Annotated in this window: 25 protein-coding genes; 13 read left to right on the top strand and 12 right to left on the bottom strand. The window is 71.4% G+C overall.

Going from position 1 to position 22,312, the window contains the following annotated elements; genetic code table 11:
• Positions 1 to 58 precede the first annotated feature (58 nt).
• Together ACT2CW_RS13225 and ACT2CW_RS13220 are read right to left on the bottom strand one after the other, a co-directional pair.
• A complete protein-coding gene (locus ACT2CW_RS13225) occupies positions 59 to 1,009 on the bottom strand; it encodes an ABC transporter permease (protein WP_198280642.1) in 951 nt (316 codons plus the stop codon).
• Positions 1,009 to 2,676, bottom strand: a complete 1,668-nt coding sequence (locus ACT2CW_RS13220; RefSeq protein WP_445516651.1) for an ABC transporter substrate-binding protein — start codon at positions 2,674 to 2,676, stop codon at positions 1,009 to 1,011. Before ACT2CW_RS13220 ends, ACT2CW_RS13225 begins: the two co-directional genes overlap by 1 nt.
• A 301-nt stretch (positions 2,677 to 2,977) precedes the next feature.
• Between ACT2CW_RS13220 and ACT2CW_RS13215 the strand changes: the two genes are divergently transcribed.
• From ACT2CW_RS13215 to ACT2CW_RS13205, 3 genes are read left to right on the top strand one after another with little or no spacing between them, the layout of a single operon-like run.
• Positions 2,978 to 3,724, top strand: coding sequence for a FadR/GntR family transcriptional regulator (locus ACT2CW_RS13215; protein WP_182468652.1), 747 nt, complete (start codon positions 2,978 to 2,980; stop codon positions 3,722 to 3,724).
• Between the two features lie 42 nt (positions 3,725 to 3,766).
• Entirely contained in the window at positions 3,767 to 4,186 is a 420-nt protein-coding gene (locus ACT2CW_RS13210; RefSeq protein WP_137979281.1) for a YciI family protein, read from the top strand.
• Positions 4,187 to 4,191: 5 nt separating this feature from the next.
• Entirely contained in the window at positions 4,192 to 5,367 is a 1,176-nt protein-coding gene (locus tag ACT2CW_RS13205; protein WP_445516680.1) for an RNA polymerase sigma factor, read from the top strand.
• Between the two features lie 25 nt (positions 5,368 to 5,392).
• Here the strand turns inward: ACT2CW_RS13205 and ACT2CW_RS13200 are convergent, their stop codons facing one another.
• Entirely contained in the window at positions 5,393 to 5,983 is a 591-nt protein-coding gene (locus tag ACT2CW_RS13200; RefSeq protein WP_445516650.1) for a hypothetical protein, read from the bottom strand.
• Positions 5,984 to 6,531: 548 nt separating this feature from the next.
• Here ACT2CW_RS13200 and ACT2CW_RS13195 point away from each other — a divergent pair.
• Positions 6,532 to 7,323 carry a calcium-binding protein gene (locus ACT2CW_RS13195; RefSeq protein WP_445516649.1) on the top strand — a complete coding sequence of 264 codons (792 nt, stop codon included), beginning with the start codon at positions 6,532 to 6,534 and terminating at the stop codon, positions 7,321 to 7,323.
• 79 nt (positions 7,324 to 7,402) lie between these two features.
• Here ACT2CW_RS13195 and ACT2CW_RS13190 read toward each other — a convergent pair whose 3' ends face one another.
• Positions 7,403 to 8,542, bottom strand: coding sequence for a substrate-binding domain-containing protein (locus tag ACT2CW_RS13190; RefSeq protein ID WP_445516648.1), 1,140 nt, complete (start codon positions 8,540 to 8,542; stop codon positions 7,403 to 7,405).
• A 516-nt stretch (positions 8,543 to 9,058) separates the two neighbouring features.
• On the opposite strand from ACT2CW_RS13190, the gene ACT2CW_RS13185 reads away from it, so the two are divergent.
• The 4 genes from ACT2CW_RS13185 (at position 9,059) to ACT2CW_RS13170 (ending at position 13,362) form a co-directional block, all read left to right on the top strand.
• Complete coding sequence (locus tag ACT2CW_RS13185; protein WP_445516647.1) at positions 9,059 to 11,761, top strand: ATP-binding protein; 2,703 nt, start codon at positions 9,059 to 9,061, stop codon at positions 11,759 to 11,761.
• A complete protein-coding gene (locus tag ACT2CW_RS13180; protein ID WP_037950842.1) occupies positions 11,742 to 12,212 on the top strand; it encodes a roadblock/LC7 domain-containing protein in 471 nt (156 codons plus the stop codon). Before ACT2CW_RS13185 ends, ACT2CW_RS13180 begins: the two co-directional genes overlap by 20 nt.
• Positions 12,213 to 12,446: 234 nt before the next feature.
• Positions 12,447 to 12,797 carry a DUF742 domain-containing protein gene (locus tag ACT2CW_RS13175; RefSeq protein WP_233361397.1) on the top strand — a complete coding sequence of 117 codons (351 nt, stop codon included), beginning with the start codon at positions 12,447 to 12,449 and terminating at the stop codon, positions 12,795 to 12,797.
• The gene (locus ACT2CW_RS13170; protein WP_445516646.1) at positions 12,745 to 13,362 is read left to right on the top strand and encodes a GTP-binding protein; all 618 of its coding nucleotides are present in this window, start codon (positions 12,745 to 12,747) and stop codon (positions 13,360 to 13,362) included. The genes ACT2CW_RS13175 and ACT2CW_RS13170 overlap by 53 nt, the downstream gene beginning before the upstream one ends.
• A 148-nt stretch (positions 13,363 to 13,510) precedes the next feature.
• Here ACT2CW_RS13170 and ACT2CW_RS13165 read toward each other — a convergent pair whose 3' ends face one another.
• Entirely contained in the window at positions 13,511 to 14,110 is a 600-nt protein-coding gene (locus ACT2CW_RS13165) for a helix-turn-helix domain-containing protein (RefSeq protein ID WP_445516645.1), read from the bottom strand.
• A 47-nt stretch (positions 14,111 to 14,157) separates the two neighbouring features.
• On the opposite strand from ACT2CW_RS13165, the gene ACT2CW_RS13160 reads away from it, so the two are divergent.
• On the top strand, positions 14,158 to 15,030 hold the full coding sequence (locus ACT2CW_RS13160; protein ID WP_445516644.1) for a class I SAM-dependent methyltransferase: 873 nt from the start codon (positions 14,158 to 14,160) through the stop codon (positions 15,028 to 15,030).
• A gap of 4 nt (positions 15,031 to 15,034) precedes the next feature.
• Here the strand turns inward: ACT2CW_RS13160 and ACT2CW_RS13155 are convergent, their stop codons facing one another.
• Positions 15,035 to 15,754 carry a TetR/AcrR family transcriptional regulator gene (locus ACT2CW_RS13155; protein ID WP_445516643.1) on the bottom strand — a complete coding sequence of 240 codons (720 nt, stop codon included), beginning with the start codon at positions 15,752 to 15,754 and terminating at the stop codon, positions 15,035 to 15,037.
• Between the two features lie 155 nt (positions 15,755 to 15,909).
• Here ACT2CW_RS13155 and ACT2CW_RS13150 point away from each other — a divergent pair, with 155 nt between their 5' ends.
• Entirely contained in the window at positions 15,910 to 16,359 is a 450-nt protein-coding gene (locus ACT2CW_RS13150; RefSeq protein WP_164428555.1) for a nitroreductase family deazaflavin-dependent oxidoreductase, read from the top strand.
• Positions 16,360 to 16,698: 339 nt separating this feature from the next.
• Here the strand turns inward: ACT2CW_RS13150 and ACT2CW_RS13145 are convergent, their stop codons facing one another.
• Positions 16,699 to 16,971 carry a CBU_0592 family membrane protein gene (locus ACT2CW_RS13145; protein WP_164428558.1) on the bottom strand — a complete coding sequence of 91 codons (273 nt, stop codon included), beginning with the start codon at positions 16,969 to 16,971 and terminating at the stop codon, positions 16,699 to 16,701.
• A gap of 71 nt (positions 16,972 to 17,042) precedes the next feature.
• Between ACT2CW_RS13145 and ACT2CW_RS13140 the strand changes: the two genes are divergently transcribed.
• Positions 17,043 to 17,948, top strand: coding sequence for a LysR family transcriptional regulator (locus tag ACT2CW_RS13140; protein WP_445516642.1), 906 nt, complete (start codon positions 17,043 to 17,045; stop codon positions 17,946 to 17,948).
• Positions 17,949 to 17,959: 11 nt separating this feature from the next.
• Here ACT2CW_RS13140 and ACT2CW_RS13135 read toward each other — a convergent pair whose 3' ends face one another.
• Positions 17,960 to 18,265 (bottom strand): hypothetical protein, encoded by a 306-nt coding sequence (locus tag ACT2CW_RS13135; RefSeq protein WP_445516641.1) that lies wholly within the window; start codon positions 18,263 to 18,265, stop codon positions 17,960 to 17,962.
• A gap of 120 nt (positions 18,266 to 18,385) precedes the next feature.
• The gene (locus ACT2CW_RS13130; RefSeq protein ID WP_445516640.1) at positions 18,386 to 18,985 is read right to left on the bottom strand and encodes a TetR/AcrR family transcriptional regulator; all 600 of its coding nucleotides are present in this window, start codon (positions 18,983 to 18,985) and stop codon (positions 18,386 to 18,388) included.
• 74 nt (positions 18,986 to 19,059) lie between these two features.
• On the opposite strand from ACT2CW_RS13130, the gene ACT2CW_RS13125 reads away from it, so the two are divergent.
• Positions 19,060 to 19,929: a class I SAM-dependent methyltransferase gene (locus ACT2CW_RS13125; RefSeq protein WP_445516639.1), complete on the top strand. Its 870-nt coding sequence runs from the start codon at positions 19,060 to 19,062 to the stop codon at positions 19,927 to 19,929.
• Between the two features lie 44 nt (positions 19,930 to 19,973).
• Here the strand turns inward: ACT2CW_RS13125 and ACT2CW_RS13120 are convergent, their stop codons facing one another.
• Together ACT2CW_RS13120 and ACT2CW_RS13115 are read right to left on the bottom strand one after the other, a co-directional pair.
• On the bottom strand, positions 19,974 to 20,810 hold the full coding sequence (locus ACT2CW_RS13120) for an SGNH/GDSL hydrolase family protein (protein ID WP_445516638.1): 837 nt from the start codon (positions 20,808 to 20,810) through the stop codon (positions 19,974 to 19,976).
• Entirely contained in the window at positions 20,797 to 21,366 is a 570-nt protein-coding gene (locus tag ACT2CW_RS13115) for a PadR family transcriptional regulator (protein WP_445516637.1), read from the bottom strand. Before ACT2CW_RS13115 ends, ACT2CW_RS13120 begins: the two co-directional genes overlap by 14 nt.
• Positions 21,367 to 21,491: 125 nt before the next feature.
• On the opposite strand from ACT2CW_RS13115, the gene ACT2CW_RS13110 reads away from it, so the two are divergent.
• Complete coding sequence (locus ACT2CW_RS13110) at positions 21,492 to 21,929, top strand: nuclear transport factor 2 family protein (protein ID WP_138914089.1); 438 nt, start codon at positions 21,492 to 21,494, stop codon at positions 21,927 to 21,929.
• A 40-nt stretch (positions 21,930 to 21,969) separates the two neighbouring features.
• Here ACT2CW_RS13110 and ACT2CW_RS13105 read toward each other — a convergent pair whose 3' ends face one another.
• Positions 21,970 to 22,308 carry a nuclear transport factor 2 family protein gene (locus ACT2CW_RS13105; protein WP_445516636.1) on the bottom strand — a complete coding sequence of 113 codons (339 nt, stop codon included), beginning with the start codon at positions 22,306 to 22,308 and terminating at the stop codon, positions 21,970 to 21,972.
• Between the last annotated feature and the right edge of the window lie 4 nt (positions 22,309 to 22,312).

Raw genomic sequence — 22,312 nt, 5'->3', positions numbered from 1 at the left:
GGGGCGAGCGGGGCCCGCTCCCGCTCCCCGGCGGCGGGAAGGGCGGTGGTCGCGGCGCTCACTGCGCACCTCCGAGCCGGATACGGGGGTCGATCACCGAATAGGCCAGGTCCACCAGGAGGTTGACGACGATGTAGGCGGTGGAGGTGAACAGCACCACGCCCTGCACCATCGCGTAGTCGCGGGAGAAGACCGCGTCGATGGTGAGCTTGCCGAAGCCCGGCAGGACGAAGATCTGCTCGGTGACCACCGCGCCCGATATGAGGTGCCCGAGCTGGAGCCCGAGCACGGTCACCACGGTGACCAGGCTGTTCCGCAGGGCATGCCCCATGATCACCTGGCGTCGGGAGAGCCCCTTGGCGCGCGCCGTGCGCACGTAGTCGGCGGACAGCGAGCCCAGCATGGCCGCGCGCGTCTGCCGCATCACGACCGCCGCAAGACCGGAGCCGAGGACGATCACCGGGAGCACCATATGGCGCAGGTTCTCCATCGGGTCCACGCCGAACGGCACGAAACCGGAGGCCGCGAAGACCGGAACGGCGATCGCGAAGGCGAGGACGAGCACGATGCCGAGCCAGAAGGCGGGTACCGAAAGCCCCAGCAGCGCCACCGCGTTGACCAGCCACTCCTCGGGCCTGCCGCGCCGGACCGCCGCCACCACCCCGGCGCCCACGCCGACCACGACCGCGAGCAGCAGGGCCAGCGCGGACAGTTCGAGGGTGACGGGCAGCGCCTCCATCACCGAGTCCAGGACCGGCAGCCCGGTGCGGGAGGAGACGCCGAGGTCGCCGGTGGCGGCGTGCCGCACATAGCGCGCGTACTGCACCACGATGTTGTCGTCGAGCCCGTAGCTCTCGCGGATCTGGGCGATTGCCTCGGGCGTGGGCTCCTCCCCGGCCAGCGCGGTGGCGGTGTCGCCGGGCAGCGCCCGTACACCGGCGAAGACCACGACGCTGACCAGGAAGAGCGTGATCAGTGATTCGCCGAGGCGGCGGATCGGATACGACATCAGCTCCCTCCCTTCACATATCCGGCGTCCTTGACCCGGATCAGCCCGTCGCCGAAGACCTTCACCCCGGCGACCTGCTTCGTCACGGAGACGTAGTTCGTGGGCTGGATCAGATAGAGCACGGTGTGCGCGGCGCGGACGCGCTCCACGAGCCGGGCGTAGATCTTCTTGCGGGCGGGTTTGGCCGCGGTGGTGCCGCCCTCGGCGATCAGCCGGTCGATGGCGGGGTCGGAGAGCCCGCCGTAGTTCTGGGCGCCGCCGGTGCCGGTGAACACGTCGATGTTGCCCGCCGGGTCGAGCCGTCCCGACCAGTTGGTGGTCGCCGCCTGGAAGTCGCCCGCGCGGGAGTGCTCCAGGCCGGTGGCGAACTCGGTGGGTGCCAGGCTCACCGCGAAGCCCGCCTCCTTGGCCATGGCCTGGATGACCTGGCCCAGCCGGTTGTCCTCCGGGGTGGTGCTGATCTGGAGCCGGACCCGGACCGGGGTGGTCACCTTGGCGGCCCTGAGCAGCCGCTTGGCCTTGGCCAGGTCGCGGGCCGGGCATTGGGATCCGGTGGCGTACGGGGTGCCGGCGGGGAGTGGACCGCAGGTGGGCCGGTAGCGGTCCTGGAAGACGATGGTGTTGATCAGGTCGCGGTCCAGGGAGAGGTCGAACGCCTCGCGCACCCGTACGTCCCGCGCGATCGGGGTGTCGATCCGGCCCGGCGGCGCCCCGGCGCCCTTGGTGTTGCCGATGTTGAGGGTCAGCCCGTAGTAGCCGAGCGAGGGGGAGTGGAAGAGCTGGAGCCCGGGTTCGGTGAGCGCCCTGCCCACCTGGACCGGGTCCATCTGGTCGCCCACCTGGATGTCGCCGGACTGGAGGTTCGCCAGCCGGACGTTGCCGTCGGTGATGGTGCGGTAGATCACCCGCCGCAGATGGACGGCGTCGGCGTCGTAGTAGTTCGGGTCCTTGTCCAGCACGATGCGGTCGCCCACCACGCGCTCGGCGTAGCGGAACGGGCCGACGCAGGTGGGGTGGCTCGCGAAGCCCTTGCCGTAGCGCTTCAGCGCGGTGGGGGACATCACCATGCCCGCGCGGTCCGCGAGCAGCGCGAGCAGCGGGACGTACGGCTTGGTCAGCCGCAGCCGTACGGTGTCGTCGCCCACCGCCTGGACCGAGGTGAGGGGCTTCAGCTCGCTCGCGCGCACGGAACCGGTCAGCGTCCGGTGCCGGTCCAGGGAGGTCTTGACCGCCTCGGCGTCCATGCGGGTGCCGTCGGCGAACCGGACGCCGTGCCGCAGCTTGATGGTGACGGTGCGGCCCCCGTCGCTGGTCGTGGGCGGGGCGGCGGCGAGCTGCGGCACGATCCGGTTCGCGGCGTCGACGTCGTAGAGCTTCTCGCACATCGCGGTGAACACGGTCCGGCCCACGGCGGTGCTGGCCAAGGTGGGGTCCAGCTTGTCCGGGTCCGATTTGAGGGCGATGGTGAGCGTTCCGCCGTCGCGGGCGGGCCGGGGGTCGGTCATCCGGTCGGCGCCCACCTCGGCCGTGGGGGAGGCCAGGGAGGCGCAGCCGGCGGTGGCGCCGGCGGCCAGCACACACAGCACCCGGGCGGAGAGGGCGGCGGCGCGCGGTCGGTGGCGGATGGGTGGGGGCCGGTCGCTGGGTCCGCTCGTTCTTTGGCGCATGGCGGGATGCCTCACTGCTGGGGACGTCGGGGCGCGCGCTGCGGTGCGGCCAGGATGGCGCAGCGGCCGCACTTGGTCCATTGGTAGGACCAAATTGATGTCGGTGGACGCTAGCGTGCGGACCCGGTGACTCCGGTTGCCCGCCCGTCACCACCTGGTTAAATCCGCTCGCGGCGGCGGGGAGGACCCTGGGTGGAGGCCGGGAGGACACCGGGATGGCGCCCGCCGGGTGTGAGACTCTGGACCACCGGCCGGACCGGAAAGCTGGAGAAAGCTGAAGAAGGCGGAGGAAAGCCAGGAGATGGACTGGCGGCAACTGCGGCACTCCACCCTGTCGAGGCCGGACGCCCTGGCCGTGGGCCTGGAGCGGCTGATCCTGAGCGGAGAGCTGGCGCCCGGTTCCCGCGTCCCCCCGGAGCGGGAGCTCGCGGAGAGCCTCGGCGTCTCCCGGGGCTCGGTCCGCGAGGCGCTGCGCGCCCTCGCCTCACGCGGACTGGTCGCCCGGCGCCCCGGCTCCGGCACCGTCGTGCTCGACCCCGGGGCCACTCCGCGCGGCGACGTCCTGGCCTCGGGGCTCGATGCCACGGCGGAGCTGTTGCAGGTCATGGAGGTGCGCGCGTGCATCGAGCCCTCGGTGACCGCGCGGGCCGCCCGCCGCGCCACCCCCTCCGACCTCGTCCAGCTCCACGCCCTGCTGGACGCGATGCGACGCGAGCCCACGCGGCAGGAGTTCACCGACCTGGACCGCACCTTCCACCGCGCCATCGCCCAGTACACCCGCAACCCGCTGCTGCTGCGGCTGCTGGACCGGGTCTACGAGATCGGCGAGCCCGGGCGGCGCAGGACCTCGCTGTCCGCCGCCCGCCGGCGCGCCACCATCGAGGAGCACCAGGCCATCCTGCGGGCGATCGAGGACCGCGACCCGGAGGCGGCCCGGGCGGCCTCCGAGGCGCATCTGGACTCGGTGCTGCACCGGATCGAGGAGCAGCGGAAAAAATCTTCGGACGGGGATGTCGAGAACGCGGGACCGGCTCCGTCCCGGGGGTGAACGCGACCACAATGGGTCGCATCCGCATCGAGGAGAACCACGATGGCCAAGTACCTGCTGCTGAAGCACTACCGCGGCGCTCCGGCTCCGGTGAACAACGTGCCGATGGACCAGTGGACGCCGGAGGAGATCTCGGCGCATGTGCAGTTCATGAACGACTTCGCGGCCCGGCTGGAGAAGACCGGCGAGTTCGTCGACGGTCAGGCGCTCGCCCCGGAGGGGTCGTGGGTGCGGTACGACGGCGAGGGGCGTCCGCCGGTCACCGACGGTCCGTTCGCCGAGACCAAGGACCTCATCGCGGGCTGGATGGTGATCGACGTCGACAGCCACGAGCGCGCCGTCGAGCTGGCCGGTGAGCTGTCGGCCGCTCCGGGGAAGGACGGGAAGCCGATCCACGAGTGGCTGGAGGTGCGCCCGTTCCTGGCCGCCAAGCCCAGCACCACGGAGTGCACCTTCAAGTGACGCGGATGAACGAGGCCCTGATCAGGAGCCTCACGCCGGGCGTGCTCGGCATCCTCGTCCGCCGCGGAGCCGACTTCGCGGCGGCCGAGGACGCCGTACAGGACGCGCTCATCGAGGCGGTCCGCGTATGGTCGGCCGACCCCCCGCGGGACGCCAAGGGCTGGCTGGTCACCGTGGCCTGGCGCAAGTTCCTCGACGCGACCCGGGCGGACGTGGCCCGCCGCCGGCGCGAGGACCTCGTCGAGGAGGAACCGGCGCCCGGCCCGGCCGCCCCGGTGGACGACACGCTCCAGCTGTACTTCCTGTGCGCCCACCCGTCGCTGACGCCGTCGTCCGCCGTCGCGCTCACGCTGCGCGCGGTCGGCGGCCTCACCACCCGCCAGATCGCCCAGGCGTATCTGGTGCCCGAGGCGACCATGGCGCAGCGGATCAGCCGGGCCAAGCGCACCGTCTCCGGCGTACGGTTCGACCAGCCCGGCGACGTCGCCACCGTGCTGCGCGTGCTGTACCTGGTCTTCAACGAGGGCTACTCGGGCGACGTCGACCTCGCCGCCGAGGCCATCCGGCTCACCCGGCAGCTCGCGGCCGCGATCGATCACCCCGAGGTGGCGGGGCTGCTCGCCCTGATGCTGCTCCACCACGCCCGGCGCGCCAGCCGGACCGCGCCCGACGGCAGCCTGGTGCCGCTCGCCGAGCAGGACCGCTCCCGGTGGGACACCGAGGCGATCGCCGAGGGGGTGGAGATCCTCCAGGCGGCGCTGGCCCGCGACCGGCTGGGCGAGTTCCAGGCCCAGGCCGCCATCGCGGCCCTCCATGCGGACGCGCCCACCGCCGAGGAGACCGACTGGGTGCAGATCGTGGAGTGGTACGACGAGCTCGCGGGCCTGACCGACAGCCCGGTCGTGCGGCTCAACCGCGCGGTGGCCGTCGGCGAGGCCGACGGGCCGCGCGCCGGGCTGGCCGCGCTCGCGGAACTGGACGCCTCTTCCCCCGGCTCTTCGAGCAAGGGGTCCCCCTTGCCCCGCCACGCGGCGGTGGCGGCGTACCTCCACGAGCGCGACGGCGACCTGGCGACGGCGGCCCGGCTGTACGCGGAGGCGGCCCACCAGGCGTCCAACCTCGCCGAACGCGACTATCTGACCCGCCAGGCCGCCCGGCTCAACACCGGCCGATCCCACTGACGGGCCGCGTCGGCCGGGAGTCGGCTCACGGACGGACGTACCGGTCGGGTTTGCCCTGGGGCCAGTTGACGGTGAGGCTCTGGCCGTCACCGCTGACCACGGCGTGGCCGCCGGAGATGGTCTCGCCCTGACAGGTCATGGTGACGGCCATGCTCGCGCTGATCGTCCCGGGGCAGGACTTGCCCTGGTACCCCACGCTGAGGGAACTGCCGGACACGGTCATGACGAGCGCGTTGCCATTCGGGTCGCGCACCTCGGAGTACCAGGTGCCCTGCACGCTCGCCGGGGCGCCCGCCCGGGTCGGCGCGGGGGCCTGCGTCTTCGGGGCCGTGCGGCGCGGGGCCGGCGTGGTGCCGTCGGCGGTGCGGGTGGCCCGGGGGCTGCTCGGGCTCGCACTGGGGCGCTTGGCGGGCTTCGTACGGCTCGGGCTGGGGCTCGCGCTGGTGGGAGTGGCGGACGCGGTGGAGCGTTCCGCATCGTCGGCCTGCTGGGCGGACGCCGTCTTGTCGGAGGCGCCGGACGACTTGGCGTCCTTGTCGTCGTCCTTGCCGCAGCCGGTCAGCGCCAGAGCCAGTACCGCGACGGCCACGGTGGCGGCCGCATTCATTTTCCGCACGAGAATCCCTGATATTCCTGAGTGAACGGGGAAGGCATGAGGGAAGATCTTGACAGGCGGGTGCGGCAGAACTCCACGGATTCCGGAGATGTTCTCCAGGAAATGTTTACTGGAATCCGGATCAGTTTCCGGCGGTGCTTTGTCCTGGTGACTTTCCCGCGGAGGCTTTCCGGCGCGGCCGCCGTACGGGCGCCGGATCCATGGACCACCGCCCACGGCCGGGTCCGCTCCGTCTCCTCCGGCGCGGTGACCCCCGCCCTCACCGCGACTCGGGTGAACGAGGGGTTAATGCACCCGGAAAGGCCGGTTACGGCGATGTCGTCATTCCTTGTGCGACTCCCTTCGAATAACTCGATGACCTGCGACTGCGGGAATCATGCGGGAATCCTGCGGCAAACTAGGTAATTTCCGGGGCAACCGCTTGCCGTCCATCCCGGTCTACCGGGGCGATCGGAAACACCCAATAGCCGATCGCCGGCGCCCGGTGACTGAAACCGCGCTTACTCGCCGGCCCGATCGGCGCTGATGGCACGAAGGGCCCTTTCCCTATGCGCAGATACCGGATCATGGCCGCCACGGCCACCCTCGCGCTCGCCCTGGGCGGAGCCGCGCTCGCGGCGCCCGCCGCCCAGGCGGCCCCGACGACCTCGGGCTCTCTCGTCCACGAGGACGGCGAGCTCTGGTACAAGGCCGCCGCGGGACAGAAGAACAATCTGACCGTCTCCGAGCAGATCGTCAGCCGTGGGGAATTCGAGGAATATTACGTCCTCACCTTCCGCGACAAGGGTGACATCACCATCGGTCCGGAGGCGGCCAACTGGGACGAGTGCACCTACCCGACCGCGAGCGATCACACCGTCGCCCAGTGCGCGGTCGAAATCCCGCAGAACTCCGACGACTCCGACAACTTCGATGTCGATCTCGGTGACGGCAATGACACCGCGAAGATCGACCCCAATGGCTCGGCCTACGCCGGAATTCACGGCGGCGCGGGCAACGATGTCCTTCAGGGCAGCGCGGCGCCCACGTTCTACGGCGAGGGCGGCAACGACAAGATCGACGGTGGCGGCGGTGTCATGGGCTTCGGCGCCTATGGCGGCGACGGCGACGACACCATCACCAACTGCGCGCAGGAATGCCACGGTGACGCCGGGAACGACACCATCACCGGAGGCTCCGAGGACAACATCCTGCGCGGGGGCACCGGCAACGACACCCTCCGTGGCGGCAAGGGCGACGACACCCTCTACGGCAACAGCGGCGACGACGTGCTGTGGGGCGGCGAGGGCAATGACACACTCTCCGGCGGCGCGGGCAACAACGAGGTCCACCAGGACTGAGACCGGGCAGGACTAGGTCTCACCGGGGCCGGGGCTCCCCTCACGAGCCCCGGCCCTCCCCGTGCCTGCTCCCCTTCGGCTACTTCCCCCAGATCTTGCGATACGCCTGCCGATAGCCCTCGGAGTCCCACGACAGCGCGCCACCGCTGTTCGCGGCGGTGGTGATGTGCACCGAGGGGACGTATCCGCTGGCGGGCTTGTCCGCGAAGGCGCGGTTGAACTCATCGGCGATCTGCCAGCCCTGTTCGGTGAGGGGCTCGGGCACCGTGGCCGCCTGGAACCGCTTGCCGTTGACGCGCTGGAAGGCCGACGGGTCGCCGTCCCCCGCGCCGATGTTGAACGGGGCGCCCGCGCCGTCCTTGCCCGCCGCGCGCAGAGCGGCCGCGGTGTGCCGGAAGTACAGGTCGTTGATGGCGGCCGAGTACGTCCACTTGTCGCCGAAGCGAGCGAGCAGGGACCGGACTTCCCCGATGGCGCGCTTGTTGGCCTCGGGTATCGGCACGTTCCGGTAGCTCAGCAGCTTGACGTCGGAGCAGGTGGCGAGCTCCTTCTTGATCAGGTCCGACTTGCGCTTCGCGAAGGGGACCGTGCCGTCGGTGAACAGCACCACACCCGCGCGGCCGCCCGAGCGGGCGATGATCCAGTCGGCGCTGATCTTCGCGACGTCCTCGACCCGGGTGGTGACGTTGGTGAAGAGATCGGGGCTCCCGTCCGGGCCCGGGGTCGGGGCGGAGTGCCAGCCGATCACCGGAATGCCCGCCGCCTTGGCCTCCTTCATCTCGTCGGCGACGCTGCCGGGGTCGAAACCGGCGATGGCGATGCCGTCCGGCTTGAGGGCGAGCGCCTTCTTGAAGGCGGACCGGTAACCCTCCGGCGTGCCCTGGCCGTTGAGGGTGCGGGCGCTCCACCGCAGCAGTGACGCGGCTTCCTGGACGCCCTGGGCGACTCCGGCCGGACCGGGGTTGGAGAGGTCATGGGCGATGAAGACGATGCTCTTGCCGTGACCGGCCGCCTCGGGCCCGGTGGTGGGGCCCTTCCACGGGGCGTCCACGGCCTCGGCCTTCTTGACGGCTCGTTCGGCTCTGGCGAGGACGGTCGGGCAGCCGGGCTTCGCGGAGGTCCGGTGGGTCGTGGTGGAGGCGGCGCCGGGCTCGCAGCCGGCGGTGGCCACGGCCAGCAGCGCGATGGCCGTCAGGGCCGCCTTGCGGGTGGGGTGCACGGGTCTCCTCGCGGGGCACGGAGTGGTACGGAGGGTACGGCCGGGGATGGTTCGGGGGTCGACCGGGGACGGGCCGGGGTCGACCGGGGTGGGCGGGTCGGGGGCTGGGGCAGACAGGTTACGGGTGGCGGCGCCGCGCCGGGCAGCCCCCTCGGCACCCGTAGCCCCGTCGAGCACAGTCGTGAACAAGCCAGCCCATGCGCCGCCCTCGGTCTCCACCCCACGACCACCGGGCGGTCACCTCCCGGCCACCGGCTGGGCGGTTGGCGGGGCGCCGGGGGATACGTAGATGACCTAAACCCTGCAAACCGTGGAAATTCCGTGGTCGTTGAGAGGCCATGCCTTGCGCGTGTGCGCACAGGCGGTAGTGTTCACGCCCGGCCACGCATGTGGCGCGATTCCATCGCTCGCATTCCGGCCGGAATCGCCTTCGCCGACGTCCCGTTTCCCGGTGTCGGCGATCGGCGGCAACAACACCTCGGTCACCGCTCAGGAGCACATCGAAGGAGGACCTGGGTGTCTGTGGACACGGCGGACCCGCCAGCCGACCAGGAGCCGTCCGGACACGCGCCGCCGCCGAGTTCGCGGTCCCGGCACACGACGGGGCGCGCGGCGGATCGTACGGCGGGCCGCACGACGGGTCGTAAGGCGGGTCGTAGGACGGAAGCCCTCGGCGCGCTCCTCGACCGCTGGCCGTTCCGGCGGAAGCTCAACGTCCTGGTGATCGTGCCGCTGACGGTCGTCGGCGTGCTCCTCGGCGTCGCCGTGTTCGGCCAGGTGCGGCAGGCCATGGACGCCAACCGGATCGCCGAGCGGGTGCGCGACAGCGGCCAGGTGGCCCGGCTGATCAACGACGTACAGACCGAGCACCGGGAGGCGCTCCTGCTCTCCGTCCAGCAGGAGTCGGTCCGCCCCGGGGCCACCCTCCCGTCCACCGCCGACTACCGCCGGGCGCAGCGGATCACCGACGGGCAAGCCGCCGATGTGCGTTCGGCGTTCGGCTCCGCCCTGCCGAAGGACGAGGCCCGGGCCCTCGACTACGTCCAGCGCCTGAGCGTGCTGCGGGACAAGGTCGAGCGGGGCTCGGTGCCCGCCGCCGGTATCGACCCCGCGTACGCCGCCGCCGTCGGCTATCTCATCGACGGCATCGGGCTCGACCACTTCTCCGACAGCCCCTCGTCCTCCGCGATCGAGCTGGTCGACGCCGTGATGCGCGCCGACGCCGCCCACGCGGCCTTCGAGGGCGGGGTGTTCTCCGCCCAGACCCGGGACGCCAACGGCCTCACCGAGTACACCCGCGCGGTCGGCGCCCACCGGGTCTACGAGGAGCAGTCGGAACGTTTCTCCAGGGTCGCCGACCCCGGCCAGGTCCTGCGCCTCGACGGCATCGAGCGGAACGCCGAGGAGAACGGCATCGAGGACCGGTTCGCCGAGCTCCAGATCGACCCCAGCTCCCTCCAGGGCCAGTCGCCGCGGGAGCTGCGCGCGGCGATGGCCCAGGGCAACCGGCAGGCCGAGGCCCGTCTCGGGATCGCCCGCTCGCTGATCGGCGAGATCGCCGACCGGACCGAGGACGCCTCCAACAACGCCCTGTACAAGGCGCTGGCCCTGCTCGCCCTCGCCGTTCTCGGCTTCGCCGCCTGGCTGACCTTCTCGTTCCTGGTCCGGCGCTCCGTCGTACGCCCCCTGGCCGCCCTCACCGGCGCGGCGCACCAGGTGGTCGAGGTGGCGGACGAGGAACTCGCCAAGGTCGAGGACGACGACACGACCGACACCACCCCGCTGCGGCCCCGGCCGATCCCGGTCCCGGTGCGCGACGAGATCGGCGATCTGGCCGAGGCGTTCAACAAGGTGCAGGTCACCGCCGCGGCGCTGCTGGAGCGGCAGGTGCTCAGCCGCCGCAACGTGGGCGAGATGTTCGGCAACGTCGGCCGCCGGGTCAGCAACCTCACCACCCGTCAGCTCACCCTGATCGACGCCGTCGAACGCGAGGAGAGTTCCCCCGACATCCTGGAGCGGCTCTACCGCATCGACCACATCGCCGTACGCCTCCAGCGCAACGCCGACAGCCTGATGCTGCTCGCCGGTATCCGGGAGACCGAGCTGGACGCCCGGCCGACGACACTGGCCGATGTCATCCGCGCGGCGCTCGGCCAGATCGAGGGGTACCAGCGGGTGTCCCTGCGGTCCGAGACCGAGGCCACGGTCGCGCCCGACATCATCGGCGACCTCACGCTGATGCTGGCGGAGTTGCTGGAGAACGCGGTCTCGTTCTCCCCGTCCGACACCCCGGTCGAGGTCGTCGTACGGCCCGGCACCGATGTCACGGCGGACGGCGGCGCGCTGATCGAGGTCATCGACCACGGGCTCGGCCTGGCCGCGGAACGCCTCGAGGAGGAGAACGCCCGCCTGGTGCGGCGCGAGCGGCTCGACCTCGTACCGACCAAGGTGCTCGGCCTCTTCGTGGTCGGCAGCCTCGCCCGGCGCTGGGGCATCCGGGTCACGCTGAGCCGTACGCCGGGCGGCGGGGTCACGGGCAGTGTGTGGGTGCCGTCGGCGCTGCTGGTGGCGCGGGGGGCGGGGGAGGAGCCGGCGGTTGCGGCTTCGGGCCCGGCTTCGGGTCCAGCTTCGGCTTCGGTTACGGCTGCGGGGTCGGGTCCCGCGGGGTCGGGTGCTGCGGGGTCGGGTAAGGGCGCGGCAGGGGCCGGGCGGGAGCCCGCGTCCGCGCCTGCCGTCACGCCTCCGCCCGTACGGTCCTCCGGGTCCTCCGGGTCCTCCGCCGGCGCGCTGGAGCGGCGCCCGGCGGCGCCGGTGACGGAGTCGGGTCTGCCGCGGCGCGTCCCGGCGACGTCCCGTACGGACGCGGAGTCGGCCGGTACCGCGAAGGAGACGCGGGCGGCGAACGAGCCGAACGCCGGGAGGGAGCGGTCCGCCGCGAACGAGCCGAACGTCGCCCCGGCCGCCGCCCCCGGCTCGCGCCCCCTCCGCCGCCGCGTCCGGGGCGCGACGCTCGACAAGACCACCTCACCGGCCGACCGGGCGATCCCGGCGACGCGTCGGCCCGCCGACGCCGACGCGGTCCGCTCCGAACTCGACGAGTTCGAGGCGGCCGTACGCAGGGCGGAGCGGGACAGCGCCGCCGCCACCCCGGCCGAAGCCATGCCATCGACACATCAGCGACCCCGGAAGGAGTCGGGCAGTGACCACGCCGACAGATAAGAGCGGTACCGCTGAGCGGGAAGCCACCGATCTGCGAGCCGCCGCGGCCGACTTCACCTGGCTGCTGGACCGATTCGCCACCCAGACCGCCGGTGTCGTCGACGCCATCGCGGTGTCCTCCGACGGCCTGCTGATCGCCGTCTCCCAACTGCGGGAACAGGCCGACTCCGAGCGGCTCGCCGCGATCGTCTCCGGTGTCACCAGCCTCGCCGCCGGTGCCTCCGGCAACTACGGCCTCGGCGAGCTGAACAAGGTCATCATCGATCTCGAGGGCGGCCATGTGCTGGTGTCGTCCATCGGCTGCGGTGCCGTGCTCGGCGTGGTGACCACGAAGGAGGCGAAGCTGGGCAACATCGCGTACGAGATGACCCTCTTCGCCAACCGGGCCGGGACCGCGCTCACCCCGCAGCTCGTCATGGAGCTGAAGAAGAGCGCCGGGTCCGTCGGCTGACGGGGCGCGCGGCGCAGGGAGGGGGGCGAGATGGCCGCCGGTGAACCAGTACCGCACGACGCGGCAGCGCGGGAGGGGACAGGACAGGACGCGGAGGACGGCACCCGGGCCACCCCGGCGCCGCCCGAGCCCGAGGCGCCGCCCGAGCCCGCCGAGCCGCCCGAGCCAGAGGCACCGCCAGAGCCAGAGGCGCCGCCCGAGCCCGCCGTCCGCGCCTCCGCCGTCCGCCCGTTCCTGCTGACCGCGGGCAGGGTGGCCGGGAGCGGCGCCGCGCCACCGCTCCCGGTCGAGACCCAGATCGTTGCGACGCCGGACGGGCTGTCCGCCCTGCGGTCGCTCGCCTTCGAACGCCGCGACATCGTCGCCGCCTGCCGACGCCCCCAGTCGGTGGCGGAGCTGGCCGCCCGGCTGCATCTGCATCTCAACGTGGTCCGGGTCCTCGCGGAGGACCTGTGCGCCGCGGGACATCTGGCGGTCCATGTCCCGAACGCCGGGACCGTCCACGACATCTCCGTACTGCGAAGGGTTATCGATGGTCTCCGTGCCGTCCCCGACTCACGGGGCTCACTCCGCGATAGCGGTTGAAGAACCGCCACTGCCGGTCAAGCTGGTCATCGCCGGTGGCTTCGGGGTCGGCAAGACCACGGCGGTGGGCGCGATCTCCGAGATCCGGCCGCTGACCACGGAGGCGTTGATCACGGAGGTCGCGGCGGGCGTGGACGACCTCACCCACACCCCCGGCAAGACCACCACCACGGTCGCCATGGACTTCGGCGTCATCACGATCGACCCGAAGCTGAAGCTGTATCTGTTCGGCACACCGGGCCAGGACCGCTTCGGCTTCATGTGGGACGACGTGGTCGAGGGCGCCCTCGGCGGCCTGGTGATCGTGGACACCCGCCGCCTGGACGACTGTTACGCGGCGGTGGACTACTTCGAGCACAGGGACATCCCCTTCGCCGTCGCCATCAACGCCTTCGACGGCGAGGTCCAGCACGATCTGGACGAGGTCCGCTGGGCCCTGGACATCTCCGAGCACGTCCCGCTGATCGTCTTCGACGCCCGCGAGACGGGTTCGGTCCGCGACGCGCTCCTGGTCGTCCTGGACGTGGCCCTGTCCCGCGCCCAGTCCGCCGCCAACCCGGCCTAAGCGCTTCGCTGGAAGTGTGGCGATGCGTCGTCGGCCGACTGCGGCGCCGTCGTGGCTGGTCGCGCCCACGCGGCGGAGCCGCACATCGACACAGCCCCGCGCCCCTTCGGGGCGCTGCCCGAGCCGTAGCGGACTTCCTGCGACCTGTTCAGGCCGTCCCCTCGCCCTCCTCCGCCTCCTCCGACAGCGACCGCAGATGTGTACGGCGCCCGTCCTGGTCCAGGATGCCCAGGGCCTCGGCAGGTCCGCCGTGCGCTCCGAAGGCGTGGGGGATCATCGTGGAGAACTCCGCCGCCTGCCCGGTCTCGACGACGATCCTCCGATCCCCCAACACGAGCGTCACGGCCCCGGACAGGACCGTGAACCAGTCCCTGCCCGGATGGACCTTCAGCGCCGCGGCACTGGTCGGGGCCGGTTTGGTGAGGCGTAGTTTGGCCACGATGACCCCGGCCTGCCGGTTCAGCATCCAGGTGGTCAGCCCGCGCGCCGCGTTATGCTGCGGCCGGATGATCACGTCGTCATCGGCGGTCGACTCCACCAGCTGATCCAGGCTGGTCCCCAGGGCCCGCGCTATCGCGCTCAACTGATCAAGACCGATCCGTCGATGCCCCGTCTCGATCCGGCTCAGCGTGGACGGGCTCAGATAGCAGCGGGCGGCCAGATCGTCCAGCGACCAGCCCATGGCCGAACGCAGTCCCCTGATCCGCTTGCGAACCAGGGCGTCGAGAGCGCTGTCCTCTTGCGTCATACGCAAGATGGTATGCCGCTGAGGCAAGGCCCACTTACGCTCGAAACATGACGGACCACCACCACGAGCACAACCACGAGCACCACCACGGCGGGGACGGGCCGGACGACTCGGGCTGGGCCGAACTCCTGGACCTCGACGCCGAAGTCCTGCACACTTACCTGTCCGAAGTGACGTCTCAGCTCGCCCAGTTGACGCGGGACGACCCGCCCCGCCGCATCCTCGACCTGGGCAGCGGCACCGGCACCGGCACCCTCGCCCTGCTCCAGCGCTTCGAGGACGCCGAGGCGATCGCCGTCGACCGATCCCCCGACCTCCTGGAGCACCTACGGGACAAGGCCCGCGCACGCGGAGTGGAGGACCGCGTCTGCACCGTCCAGGCGGATCTGGACGACACATGGCCGGACTTCGGCCCCGTGGACCTGGTGTGGGCGTCGGCGTCCGTCCACCACCTCGCCGACCCCGACCGCGCCTTGCGCGAGATCTTCGAGCGGCTGCGCCCCGGCGGTCTCCTGGCCGTGATCGAGATGGCCGGTTTCCCGCGCTTCCTCCCCGAGGACGTCGGCCGAGGGCGCCCAGGACTCGAGGCCCGCTGTCACGCCGTACAGGCCCAGGAGCACGCCGAGCGGATGCCGGAGCTGGGCTCCGACTGGGGCCCTCGCCTCTCCCGCGCCGGATTCGGCATCGCGGTGGAGCGCCCCTTCACCATCGATCTGCGTCCCCCGCTCCCCGAGCCCACCGGCCGCTACGCCCAGGCGTTCCTCCGCCGAGTGCGCTCCCATGTGGCGGCCCGCCTGAGCCCCGACGACCTGGCCACCCTCGACCACCTCATCGACAGCGACGGCCCGGACAGCGTGCTGCGACGCGACGACCTCGCCGTCCGCGCCGAGCGCACCCTGTGGGCGGCCCGCCGCCCGTGACCCGTCAACGGGTCGGCGGAAGCCCGAGGAAGTCGGCGAGCTGTTCGATCGTGTGGTCGAAGAACTCGTCGGTGGGGTCCACGCTGCCGACGAACTGACCGAACAGCTCGAAGCTCAGCATCCCGAACAGCTGCGTCCACACCACGATGCCGCGGTTGAGCGTCTCCGGCGGTAGATCCGGCGCGATCCGTTCACCGTCCGGCGCGACCTGTTCGCCCAGTGCCCGCAACTGACCGGCCAGCCCTTCGGTCAGGGGCGGGCCTTCGAACGCGGGCGAGGGGTTCGTCTCCCGCAGGATCCTGATCAGGACCATCGGTACGCGCGCCGCCGAGGCGACCGTGTCCTGCGGGGCGGCGTACCCCGGGATCGGCGAACCGTAGATCAGGGCGTACTCATGCGGATTGGCCCGCGCCCAGTCCCGGACCGCGTGACACGCCTTGCGCCAGCGCTCCCGCGGCGCGTCCCCCTCCGCGGCCTTGCTCGCGGCCTGCTCCGCCCGCTCGCCCACCGCGTCGTACGCGTCGATGATCAGCGCGGTGAGCAGCTCGTCCCTGCTGGCGAAGTAGCGGTACAGGGCCGACGACACCATGCCCAACTCCCGGGCGACCGAGCGCAACGAGAGTTTCTGGGCGCCATCCACCGCGAGCTGACGCCGGGCCTCGTTCTTGATCTCCTGCGTGAGCTCCGCGCGGGCCCGGTCCCTGGCTGTCCGACTGGCGTTCATGCCGACCAGTGTGCCATGAACGAGAGCGGCGCACGATTTCGAGAGCACTGCTCTTGACTTGCGGATGGGTTCCGGTGTTCAGTGATCTCAAGAGAGAGCACTGCTCTCGCCACCTGAACACTGCTCTCGCACGCCGGAAGCCGAAGAGGAATGACATGACCGAGCTCCGCAACCTCAAGCCCAGCACGTTCGACAGGATCTTCAACGGCCTGGCCAAGTACCTGACGAAGCTCGGCATCGGCCTGGCCGGGAGCCAGATCCTGGCCGTCCGCGGCCGCAAGAGCGGCGAGTGGCGCACCACCCCGGTCAACCCGCTGACCCTGCGCGGTGAGCGCTACCTCGTCGCCCCGCGCGGCCACACCCAGTGGGTGCGCAATATGCGCGCGGCGGGCGGCGGCGAACTGCGGCTGGGCCGCAGGGTGGAGCCGTTCAGCGCCGTCGAGGTGGAGGACGGCGCGAAGCCGGAGATCCTGCGGCTGTACCTGAAGAAGTGGGCGTGGGAGGTCGGCCGCTTCTTCGACGATGTCGACGCGAATTCGAGCGACGAGAAGCTGCTGGAGATCGCGCCCGGCTTCCCGGTGTTCAGGATCAGCGCGCAGAGATGACCCGCGGGTCGCGGCGCCCTCACGATCGCGCTCGCCGCCGCGGGCGTCGTAGGGATGGCCGCGCCACAGACCCAAGCCGCACGGGCAAGGGCCAACAAGGCCAACACCACCCAAGCCGCCGCCACGACCCCTCCACCGCGACCGAGGCCCTGGGCCAGGGCCTCGAAGCGTGGTTGAGCGATCTGAAGACCACCGCCGAGGCCGCCAACCGCCATGTCCGGGCAGCGCCCCGAAGGGGCGCGGGGCCGTGTCGATATGCGGCTCCGCCGCGCGGGCGCGACCAGCCACGACGGCACCGCAGCCGGCCGACGACCCATCGCGACACTTCCAGCGGAGCGCTTAGCGACCGTCGGTCACGCCCAGGCCGCGGCGTACGCTCACGAGGGTCTGCATGCCGATGATGATCCACACGAAGTTCGAAGTGACCGATGGCCAGGCCCCATTGGCGGCCGCCGATACGGCCAGCAGTGCGCCACCGAGCATGTTGATCGACTGGGATGTACGCGAATCCGGTTCGATCCGCCGACGTGACACCAGGGCGTAGGCCGTGGCGGTGCACAGGGCACCGATCCACCCGGCCGCCGCGGCGACCAGGGGCAGCAACTCCTCCATACCGCCATGGTGGCGGCCATGGGCATACAGATCAATCGAAGTTGTCTTCCCCCTGCATTAAGCTGAACTGAATGGATATCGACGCACGCAAACTGGCCGTACTGCTGGCCGTCCACCGGGCCGGAGGGGTGCTGGCGGCGGCGGATGTCCTGCATCTCACACCGTCGGCCGTGTCCCAGCAGATCGCCCGCCTGGAGGGCGCGGTGGGCGTCACCGTTCTGGACCGTCAGCCGCGCGGAGCCGTCCTCACACAGGCGGGACGGGTGCTCGCCGAAACCGCGGAGCGCATCGAGTCCGAGCTGACCGACGCCCGCAAAGCACTGGCGGCGCTACAGGGGGAGGTGACGGGCACCGTCGTCATCAGCGCCTTCAAGACGGTGATCCGCATGCTGCTCGTACCGCTGGTGCACGGGCTGCGCGAGCAGTTCCCCGGTCTGGAACTGCTGATCCGGGAGATGGACGGCGAAAAGGCCCAGCAGGAGCTGCGGTCGGGTGCGGTCGACCTGATCATTCTGGAGGCCGAGACCCCCCTCGGCCACCGCGCCGCGCGCGGCACCCGCGATGTGCCGGTGCTCGAGGAACCGTGGGTGGTGATCATGCCCGCGGCGACGCCGGTCCCGATGAGCACGGCGGACCTGGAGCACCTCACCTGGCTCGGGGTCGACCCGGACGCGGCCGCCCACAGCGCCACCGAACAGGCCCGGCGCGGCCTGAAGGCCACGCCCCCGGCCCACAGCTACTACGACTACGACGTCGCGCTCTCCCTGGTGTCGGGAGGCCTGGGCATAGCGATCGTGCCCGCCTTGGCCGTGCTGGGTGTGCTGCCCGACGGCGTAAAGGCGGTGTCCCTGCCCGGCCTGGGCACCCGCCGCCTGATCGCCCGGCACCGCACCACCCGCTCCGAGCCCCGCAAGGAGGTCCTGACCGTCCTCGACGCCATCATCGCGTCCGCCGCCGAGCTCGACACCAACGTGTAGTCGGCCGCTGGTCAGCCGCCCAAGGACCAGAGAAGGGCGGTGGTGCCGAAGAACCCAACGGCACCGAGGGCGGCTCCGGTGACGGCGACCCACAGGCGCCCGACCCCGCGGCGCGCGTGGTGCACACCCATGGCCCCGAGAACGACGGCGAGCGCCCCGGCGATGATCGTCCACGGAAGGGCGATGAGCACGAGCGTGGACCCGAATACGCCCAATGCGCCCACGGCGGAGCACACCCCGAGAACAAGCGCGGTGGGCCCCAACGCGACGGCGGGCGACTCACTCCGCCCGGCTCCGGACACGGTCGACTCGGACATGACCTGCACCCCCGTGGGATGGGTTCCTGTTCTCTACTGATCGTACCGATGGGGGTGCGGCCGACTGATGGGGGCACGTCCATACGACGCGGGCCCCCGGTCCGCGGGCGTCGCCGGGTGTCAGGGCGACGGCTCCCGTACGACGTCGGCGATGACGGTGGTGACCATCTTGCGGACGGCCACGGCGTCCGGCGGCGCGGCCTCGCGGTCCGCGAAGAGCAGGTGTCCGGCCCCGATCACCGTGGGTGCGAGCGCGTCGATGTCGGCGTCGGCCGCGATGCGTCCCCGGTCCCGCTCGGCGGTGAGGTAGGAGGCGAGCATGGCCGTGGCCTCCGTCAGGAGCGGGATGCCGATCGGTGTGGTCTCGCGGAGCCGGGCGCGGAGCTCGTCCCGCGAGGTGACCAGGCTGACGAGGGCCACGGCGACCGACTCGAACAGGGTCGTCAGGGCGTCGGCGAGGTGGCCGGCGACGGTGCCGGTCCCCGCGGCGTCGCGCAGGTCGGCGGATTGCTGGTCGAGCCGGGCGATGCGATCCCGTACGAGCTCGGCGAGGAAGGCGTCGAAGTCGGCGAAGTGCCGGTGCAGGACGCCCTTCGCGCAGCCCGCCTCCGTGGTGACCGCCCGGCTGGTCAGCGCGCTCGGCCCGTCCCGGAGCAGGACCCGCTCGGCGGCCTGGAACAACTGCTCGCGTACGTCACGCATGGCCACCCCTGTCGGCACCGTGCGTCCCTCCTCACCTCGCTCGTGGGCCCGCCCGGTTGACGAGTGGGCAAGTGCCCACTCATAGTGGGCGCATGCCCACTCTACCGTTCTCCGGGAACGAGCCCCATCAACAGCGGCAGATGGCCGAGTCGTTCGGCACGGATGCCGAACGCTATGACCAGGCCCGGCCCCGCTACCCCCAGGCCATGGTGGACCGGATCGCCACCGGCAGCCCGGGCCCCGGCGCCCTCGATACCCCCGGCGCCCTCGATGCCCCCGGCGTCCGCGATGTCCCCGACATCCTCGACGTCGGCTGCGGCACCGGTATCGCGGCCCGGCAGTTCCAGCAGACCGGCCGCACGGTGCTCGGTGTCGAGCCGGACGCGCGGATGGCCGACGTGGCGCGGCGGCTCGGGACGGCGGTCGAGGTCGCGACGTTCGAAGCCTGGGATCCGGCCGGCCGGCACTTCGACGCGGTGATCGCGGGCCAGGCGTGGCACTGGATCGACCCGGTCGCGGGAGCGGCCAAAGCCGCCCGGGTACTGCGGCCCGGCGCCCGGCTGGCCGCGTTCTGGAACGTCTTCCGGCCCCCAACCGAGCTGGCGGAAGCCCTCGCCGCGGTCTGCCGACGGGTGATGCCCGACGCGCCTTTCGACTTCCGGGCGGTGGCGCGGGGCGGCCTGGACACGCATCAGCCGATCCTTACCAAGGCCGCCGACGGGATACGGGCGGCGGGCGCGTTCGGCGAACCGGAACAGTGGCGGTTCGACTGGGAGTGGACCTACACCCGGGACGCCTGGCTCGAGCAGATCCCCACCCAGGGCGCCTTCACCCGACTCCCTCCGGCTGGGCTGGCGGAGGTGCTGGAGGGTGTCGGCGCGGCCATCGACGCGATGGGCGGCAGTTTCGCGATGCCGTACGCGACGGTGGTGATCACCGCGACCCGAACCGCCCCGGCCTGACGTCACGGAAGGGAGGTCAGCGCCTCGAACAACTCACCCTTCGCTCACGGACTCTCGCCGACCTGCTCACCGCGAGACCTCGGCTCGGACGTCTCGACACGCACCGGCACCAGCTGCGGTCGCTTGGCCGTGCGGCCGTCGCCGGAGGAGCGGCCGCGAAGGCGGCGGGTGAGCCAGGGGCCGAGGAAGGTGGCGGTCCAGCGGAGTTCGTCGGTGGCGGCGCGCCATCCGGTCGGCGCGGGCGTCGCCGGCGGGGGCAGCGGGTGGCTCCAGGTGTCGTCGGTGCCCGGGAGATTGAGGGTGTACGCGAGTGCGGCGGCGATGCGCTGGTGGCCGATGGGGCTGGCGTGGAGACGGTCGTGACTCCACAGCCGGGGGTCGGTGACGACGGGGTAGTGGCCGGTTTCGGCGACGGTGACGCCATGGCGCCTGGCGGCCTCGCGGATGCGCTCGTTGAGGGCTATGACGCGCGGGGTGAGGGGGCGCGCCAGGGGGCTGATGCGGGCGGGGTCGGGGAAGGTGAGCGTGGCGACGTGGGCCCCGTGCGTGCTGAGCGCGGCGAACATCGCCTCCAGGTGGTGGGCGGTGCGGTCGGCGTCGAAGCGGGGGCGGAGGAGGTCGTTGACCCCGGCGACGACGGTGGCCAGATCGGGGCGGAGCGCCAGGGCCGGTGCGAGCTGCTCCGCGTGGACCTGCGCGGCGAGACGGCCCCGTACAGCGAGATTGGCGTACGAGAGGCCAGGATTCGCATGCGCGAGGTGCTCGGCGAGGCGATCGGCGAACCCGCGCAGCCCTGTGACGTCGTCGCCGTCGCCGAGGCCCTCGGTCTGGCTGTCGCCCAGTGCGACATAGCGGCTGTACGCCGCGTCAGTGTCGGGCACGGCTGTGCTGCCTCTCTCGCAGGACGGTGATGGTGCGCTCGCACCAGTCGCGGTTGCCCTGTTCGAGGGCCAGGCCGCGCAGACAGGTCAGATACGGGCCGATGCGGCGGCCGTGGCGCAGGAATTCCTCCTCCGTAAGGTCACCCCGCATCTTGCGCAGCAGCTTGCCGAAGAGCTGGATCTTGGCCTCGGCGAAGCTGGCACGCTCGGTGAGCTGGCCGATCAGGGTCTCCGTGTCGACGTGGTCGGCGGCCTGGACCTTGACGAGCAGGTCGTCACGGATGAAGGACGGCTTGGCGAACGCCGCCGTGAACTCCTCCAGCTCCGCCAGCCCGGCATCGGTCACATGGAACAACCGCTTGGTGGGGCGGGTCTCCTGGACCACCGCCCGGCCCGCGATCAGCCCGTCCTTCTCCAGGCGGGTCAGCTCGGCGTAGAGCTGCTGTGGCTGGGCGTGCCAGAAGTTGGCCACGCCGATGTCGAACGCCTTGGTCAGCTGGTATCCGCTGAGCTCCCCCTCGAGCAGTGCCGCCAGCACGGCGTGCCGTAGGGCCATCGGATCGCCTCCCTCATGTCTCCGTGTCCTCGTGTCTCCGCATGCCTCTGTCGCCGGACACGCAACCATGATAGTCATGAAAATGACTACTCACATCCATGATTATGAAAGCAGGCGGGTGTGCGATGACCACTGCCGACCGTTTCCGTACCGCCATCGACAACCGTGACCTCGCGGCCCTGGACGACCTCTTCACCGAGGACATCCGCTTCTACAGCCCCGTCAAGTTCACCCCCTTCGAGGGCAAACCGATGGTGCTGGGCCTCTTCGGGGTCCTGCTGCGCACCTTCCAGGACTTCCGCTACATCGGCGACCACACCGGCACCGCGCAGACCAGCACCGACGGCACGTCCGCCCAGTCCGCGGTGCTGCTCTTCCGCACCAGGGTCGGCGACAAGGAGATCCACGGCATCGACCTGCTGCACTTCGCCGACGACGGCCGCATCAAGGAGTTCACCGTCATGGTCCGCCCCCAGTCCGCCGTCCACGCCCTGGGCGAAGCGGTCCTCGCGGGCCTGGTAGAAGACGGCCTCGCACCGGCACCGACGCCCTCCGGCCAGTAGCGAGGCCGAAGCGGAGGACGCCGACGGGCGTCCCGACGGCTCACACCTTGCCGCCGAAGAAGACCTGCACCTCCCGGATGAGCCCGTCCCGCACGGTGATCGCCTCGACATTGCGGTGCCGGTCGCCCGTCGTGAGCTCGTACTCGTAGTAGGCGAAGACGAGTTCCTGATCCGCGGGCGTCACGTGCAGCAACCGCTGTTCCCTGAGCCGGCTGGCGGTGGGAAAGCACTTCCCGAAGAACGTCGCCTTGTCGATGTGGTCGTCCTGGGGGCTGGTGAACGTGAAGTCGTCAGCGTAAAGGGGGAGGGCCGCCTCGCGGTCCTGTGACCGGTAATAGCGGAACGCCGCCTCAACGACGCTTGTCGGCTCTTCGTGCATGCGA

Source organism: Streptomyces sp. NEAU-174 (assembly GCF_052665095.1).
The sequence above is the reverse complement of the archived record's forward strand: the minus strand, read 5'-3'. Positions and strand labels throughout refer to the sequence as shown.

What these genes read in the sequence shown, in the direction of transcription:
- ACT2CW_RS13225 (WP_198280642.1), bottom strand. Translation starts at nt 1,009, where the DNA reads ATGTCGTATCCGATCCGCCGCCTCGGCGAATCACTGATCACGCTCTTC.
- ACT2CW_RS13220 (WP_445516651.1), bottom strand. Translation starts at nt 2,676, where the DNA reads ATGCGCCAAAGAACGAGCGGACCCAGCGACCGGCCCCCACCCATCCGC.
- ACT2CW_RS13215 (WP_182468652.1), top strand. Translation starts at nt 2,978, where the DNA reads ATGGACTGGCGGCAACTGCGGCACTCCACCCTGTCGAGGCCGGACGCC.
- ACT2CW_RS13210 (WP_137979281.1), top strand. Translation starts at nt 3,767, where the DNA reads ATGGCCAAGTACCTGCTGCTGAAGCACTACCGCGGCGCTCCGGCTCCG.
- ACT2CW_RS13205 (WP_445516680.1), top strand. Translation starts at nt 4,192, where the DNA reads ATGAACGAGGCCCTGATCAGGAGCCTCACGCCGGGCGTGCTCGGCATC.
- ACT2CW_RS13195 (WP_445516649.1), top strand. Translation starts at nt 6,532, where the DNA reads ATGCGCAGATACCGGATCATGGCCGCCACGGCCACCCTCGCGCTCGCC.
- ACT2CW_RS13170 (WP_445516646.1), top strand. Translation starts at nt 12,745, where the DNA reads ATGGTCTCCGTGCCGTCCCCGACTCACGGGGCTCACTCCGCGATAGCG.
- ACT2CW_RS13165 (WP_445516645.1), bottom strand. Translation starts at nt 14,110, where the DNA reads ATGACGCAAGAGGACAGCGCTCTCGACGCCCTGGTTCGCAAGCGGATC.
- ACT2CW_RS13160 (WP_445516644.1), top strand. Translation starts at nt 14,158, where the DNA reads ATGACGGACCACCACCACGAGCACAACCACGAGCACCACCACGGCGGG.
- ACT2CW_RS13155 (WP_445516643.1), bottom strand. Translation starts at nt 15,754, where the DNA reads ATGAACGCCAGTCGGACAGCCAGGGACCGGGCCCGCGCGGAGCTCACG.
- ACT2CW_RS13150 (WP_164428555.1), top strand. Translation starts at nt 15,910, where the DNA reads ATGACCGAGCTCCGCAACCTCAAGCCCAGCACGTTCGACAGGATCTTC.
- ACT2CW_RS13145 (WP_164428558.1), bottom strand. Translation starts at nt 16,971, where the DNA reads ATGGAGGAGTTGCTGCCCCTGGTCGCCGCGGCGGCCGGGTGGATCGGT.
- ACT2CW_RS13140 (WP_445516642.1), top strand. Translation starts at nt 17,043, where the DNA reads ATGGATATCGACGCACGCAAACTGGCCGTACTGCTGGCCGTCCACCGG.
- ACT2CW_RS13135 (WP_445516641.1), bottom strand. Translation starts at nt 18,265, where the DNA reads ATGTCCGAGTCGACCGTGTCCGGAGCCGGGCGGAGTGAGTCGCCCGCC.
- ACT2CW_RS13125 (WP_445516639.1), top strand. Translation starts at nt 19,060, where the DNA reads ATGCCCACTCTACCGTTCTCCGGGAACGAGCCCCATCAACAGCGGCAG.
- ACT2CW_RS13115 (WP_445516637.1), bottom strand. Translation starts at nt 21,366, where the DNA reads ATGGCCCTACGGCACGCCGTGCTGGCGGCACTGCTCGAGGGGGAGCTC.
- ACT2CW_RS13110 (WP_138914089.1), top strand. Translation starts at nt 21,492, where the DNA reads ATGACCACTGCCGACCGTTTCCGTACCGCCATCGACAACCGTGACCTC.
- ACT2CW_RS13105 (WP_445516636.1), bottom strand. Translation starts at nt 22,308, where the DNA reads ATGCACGAAGAGCCGACAAGCGTCGTTGAGGCGGCGTTCCGCTATTAC.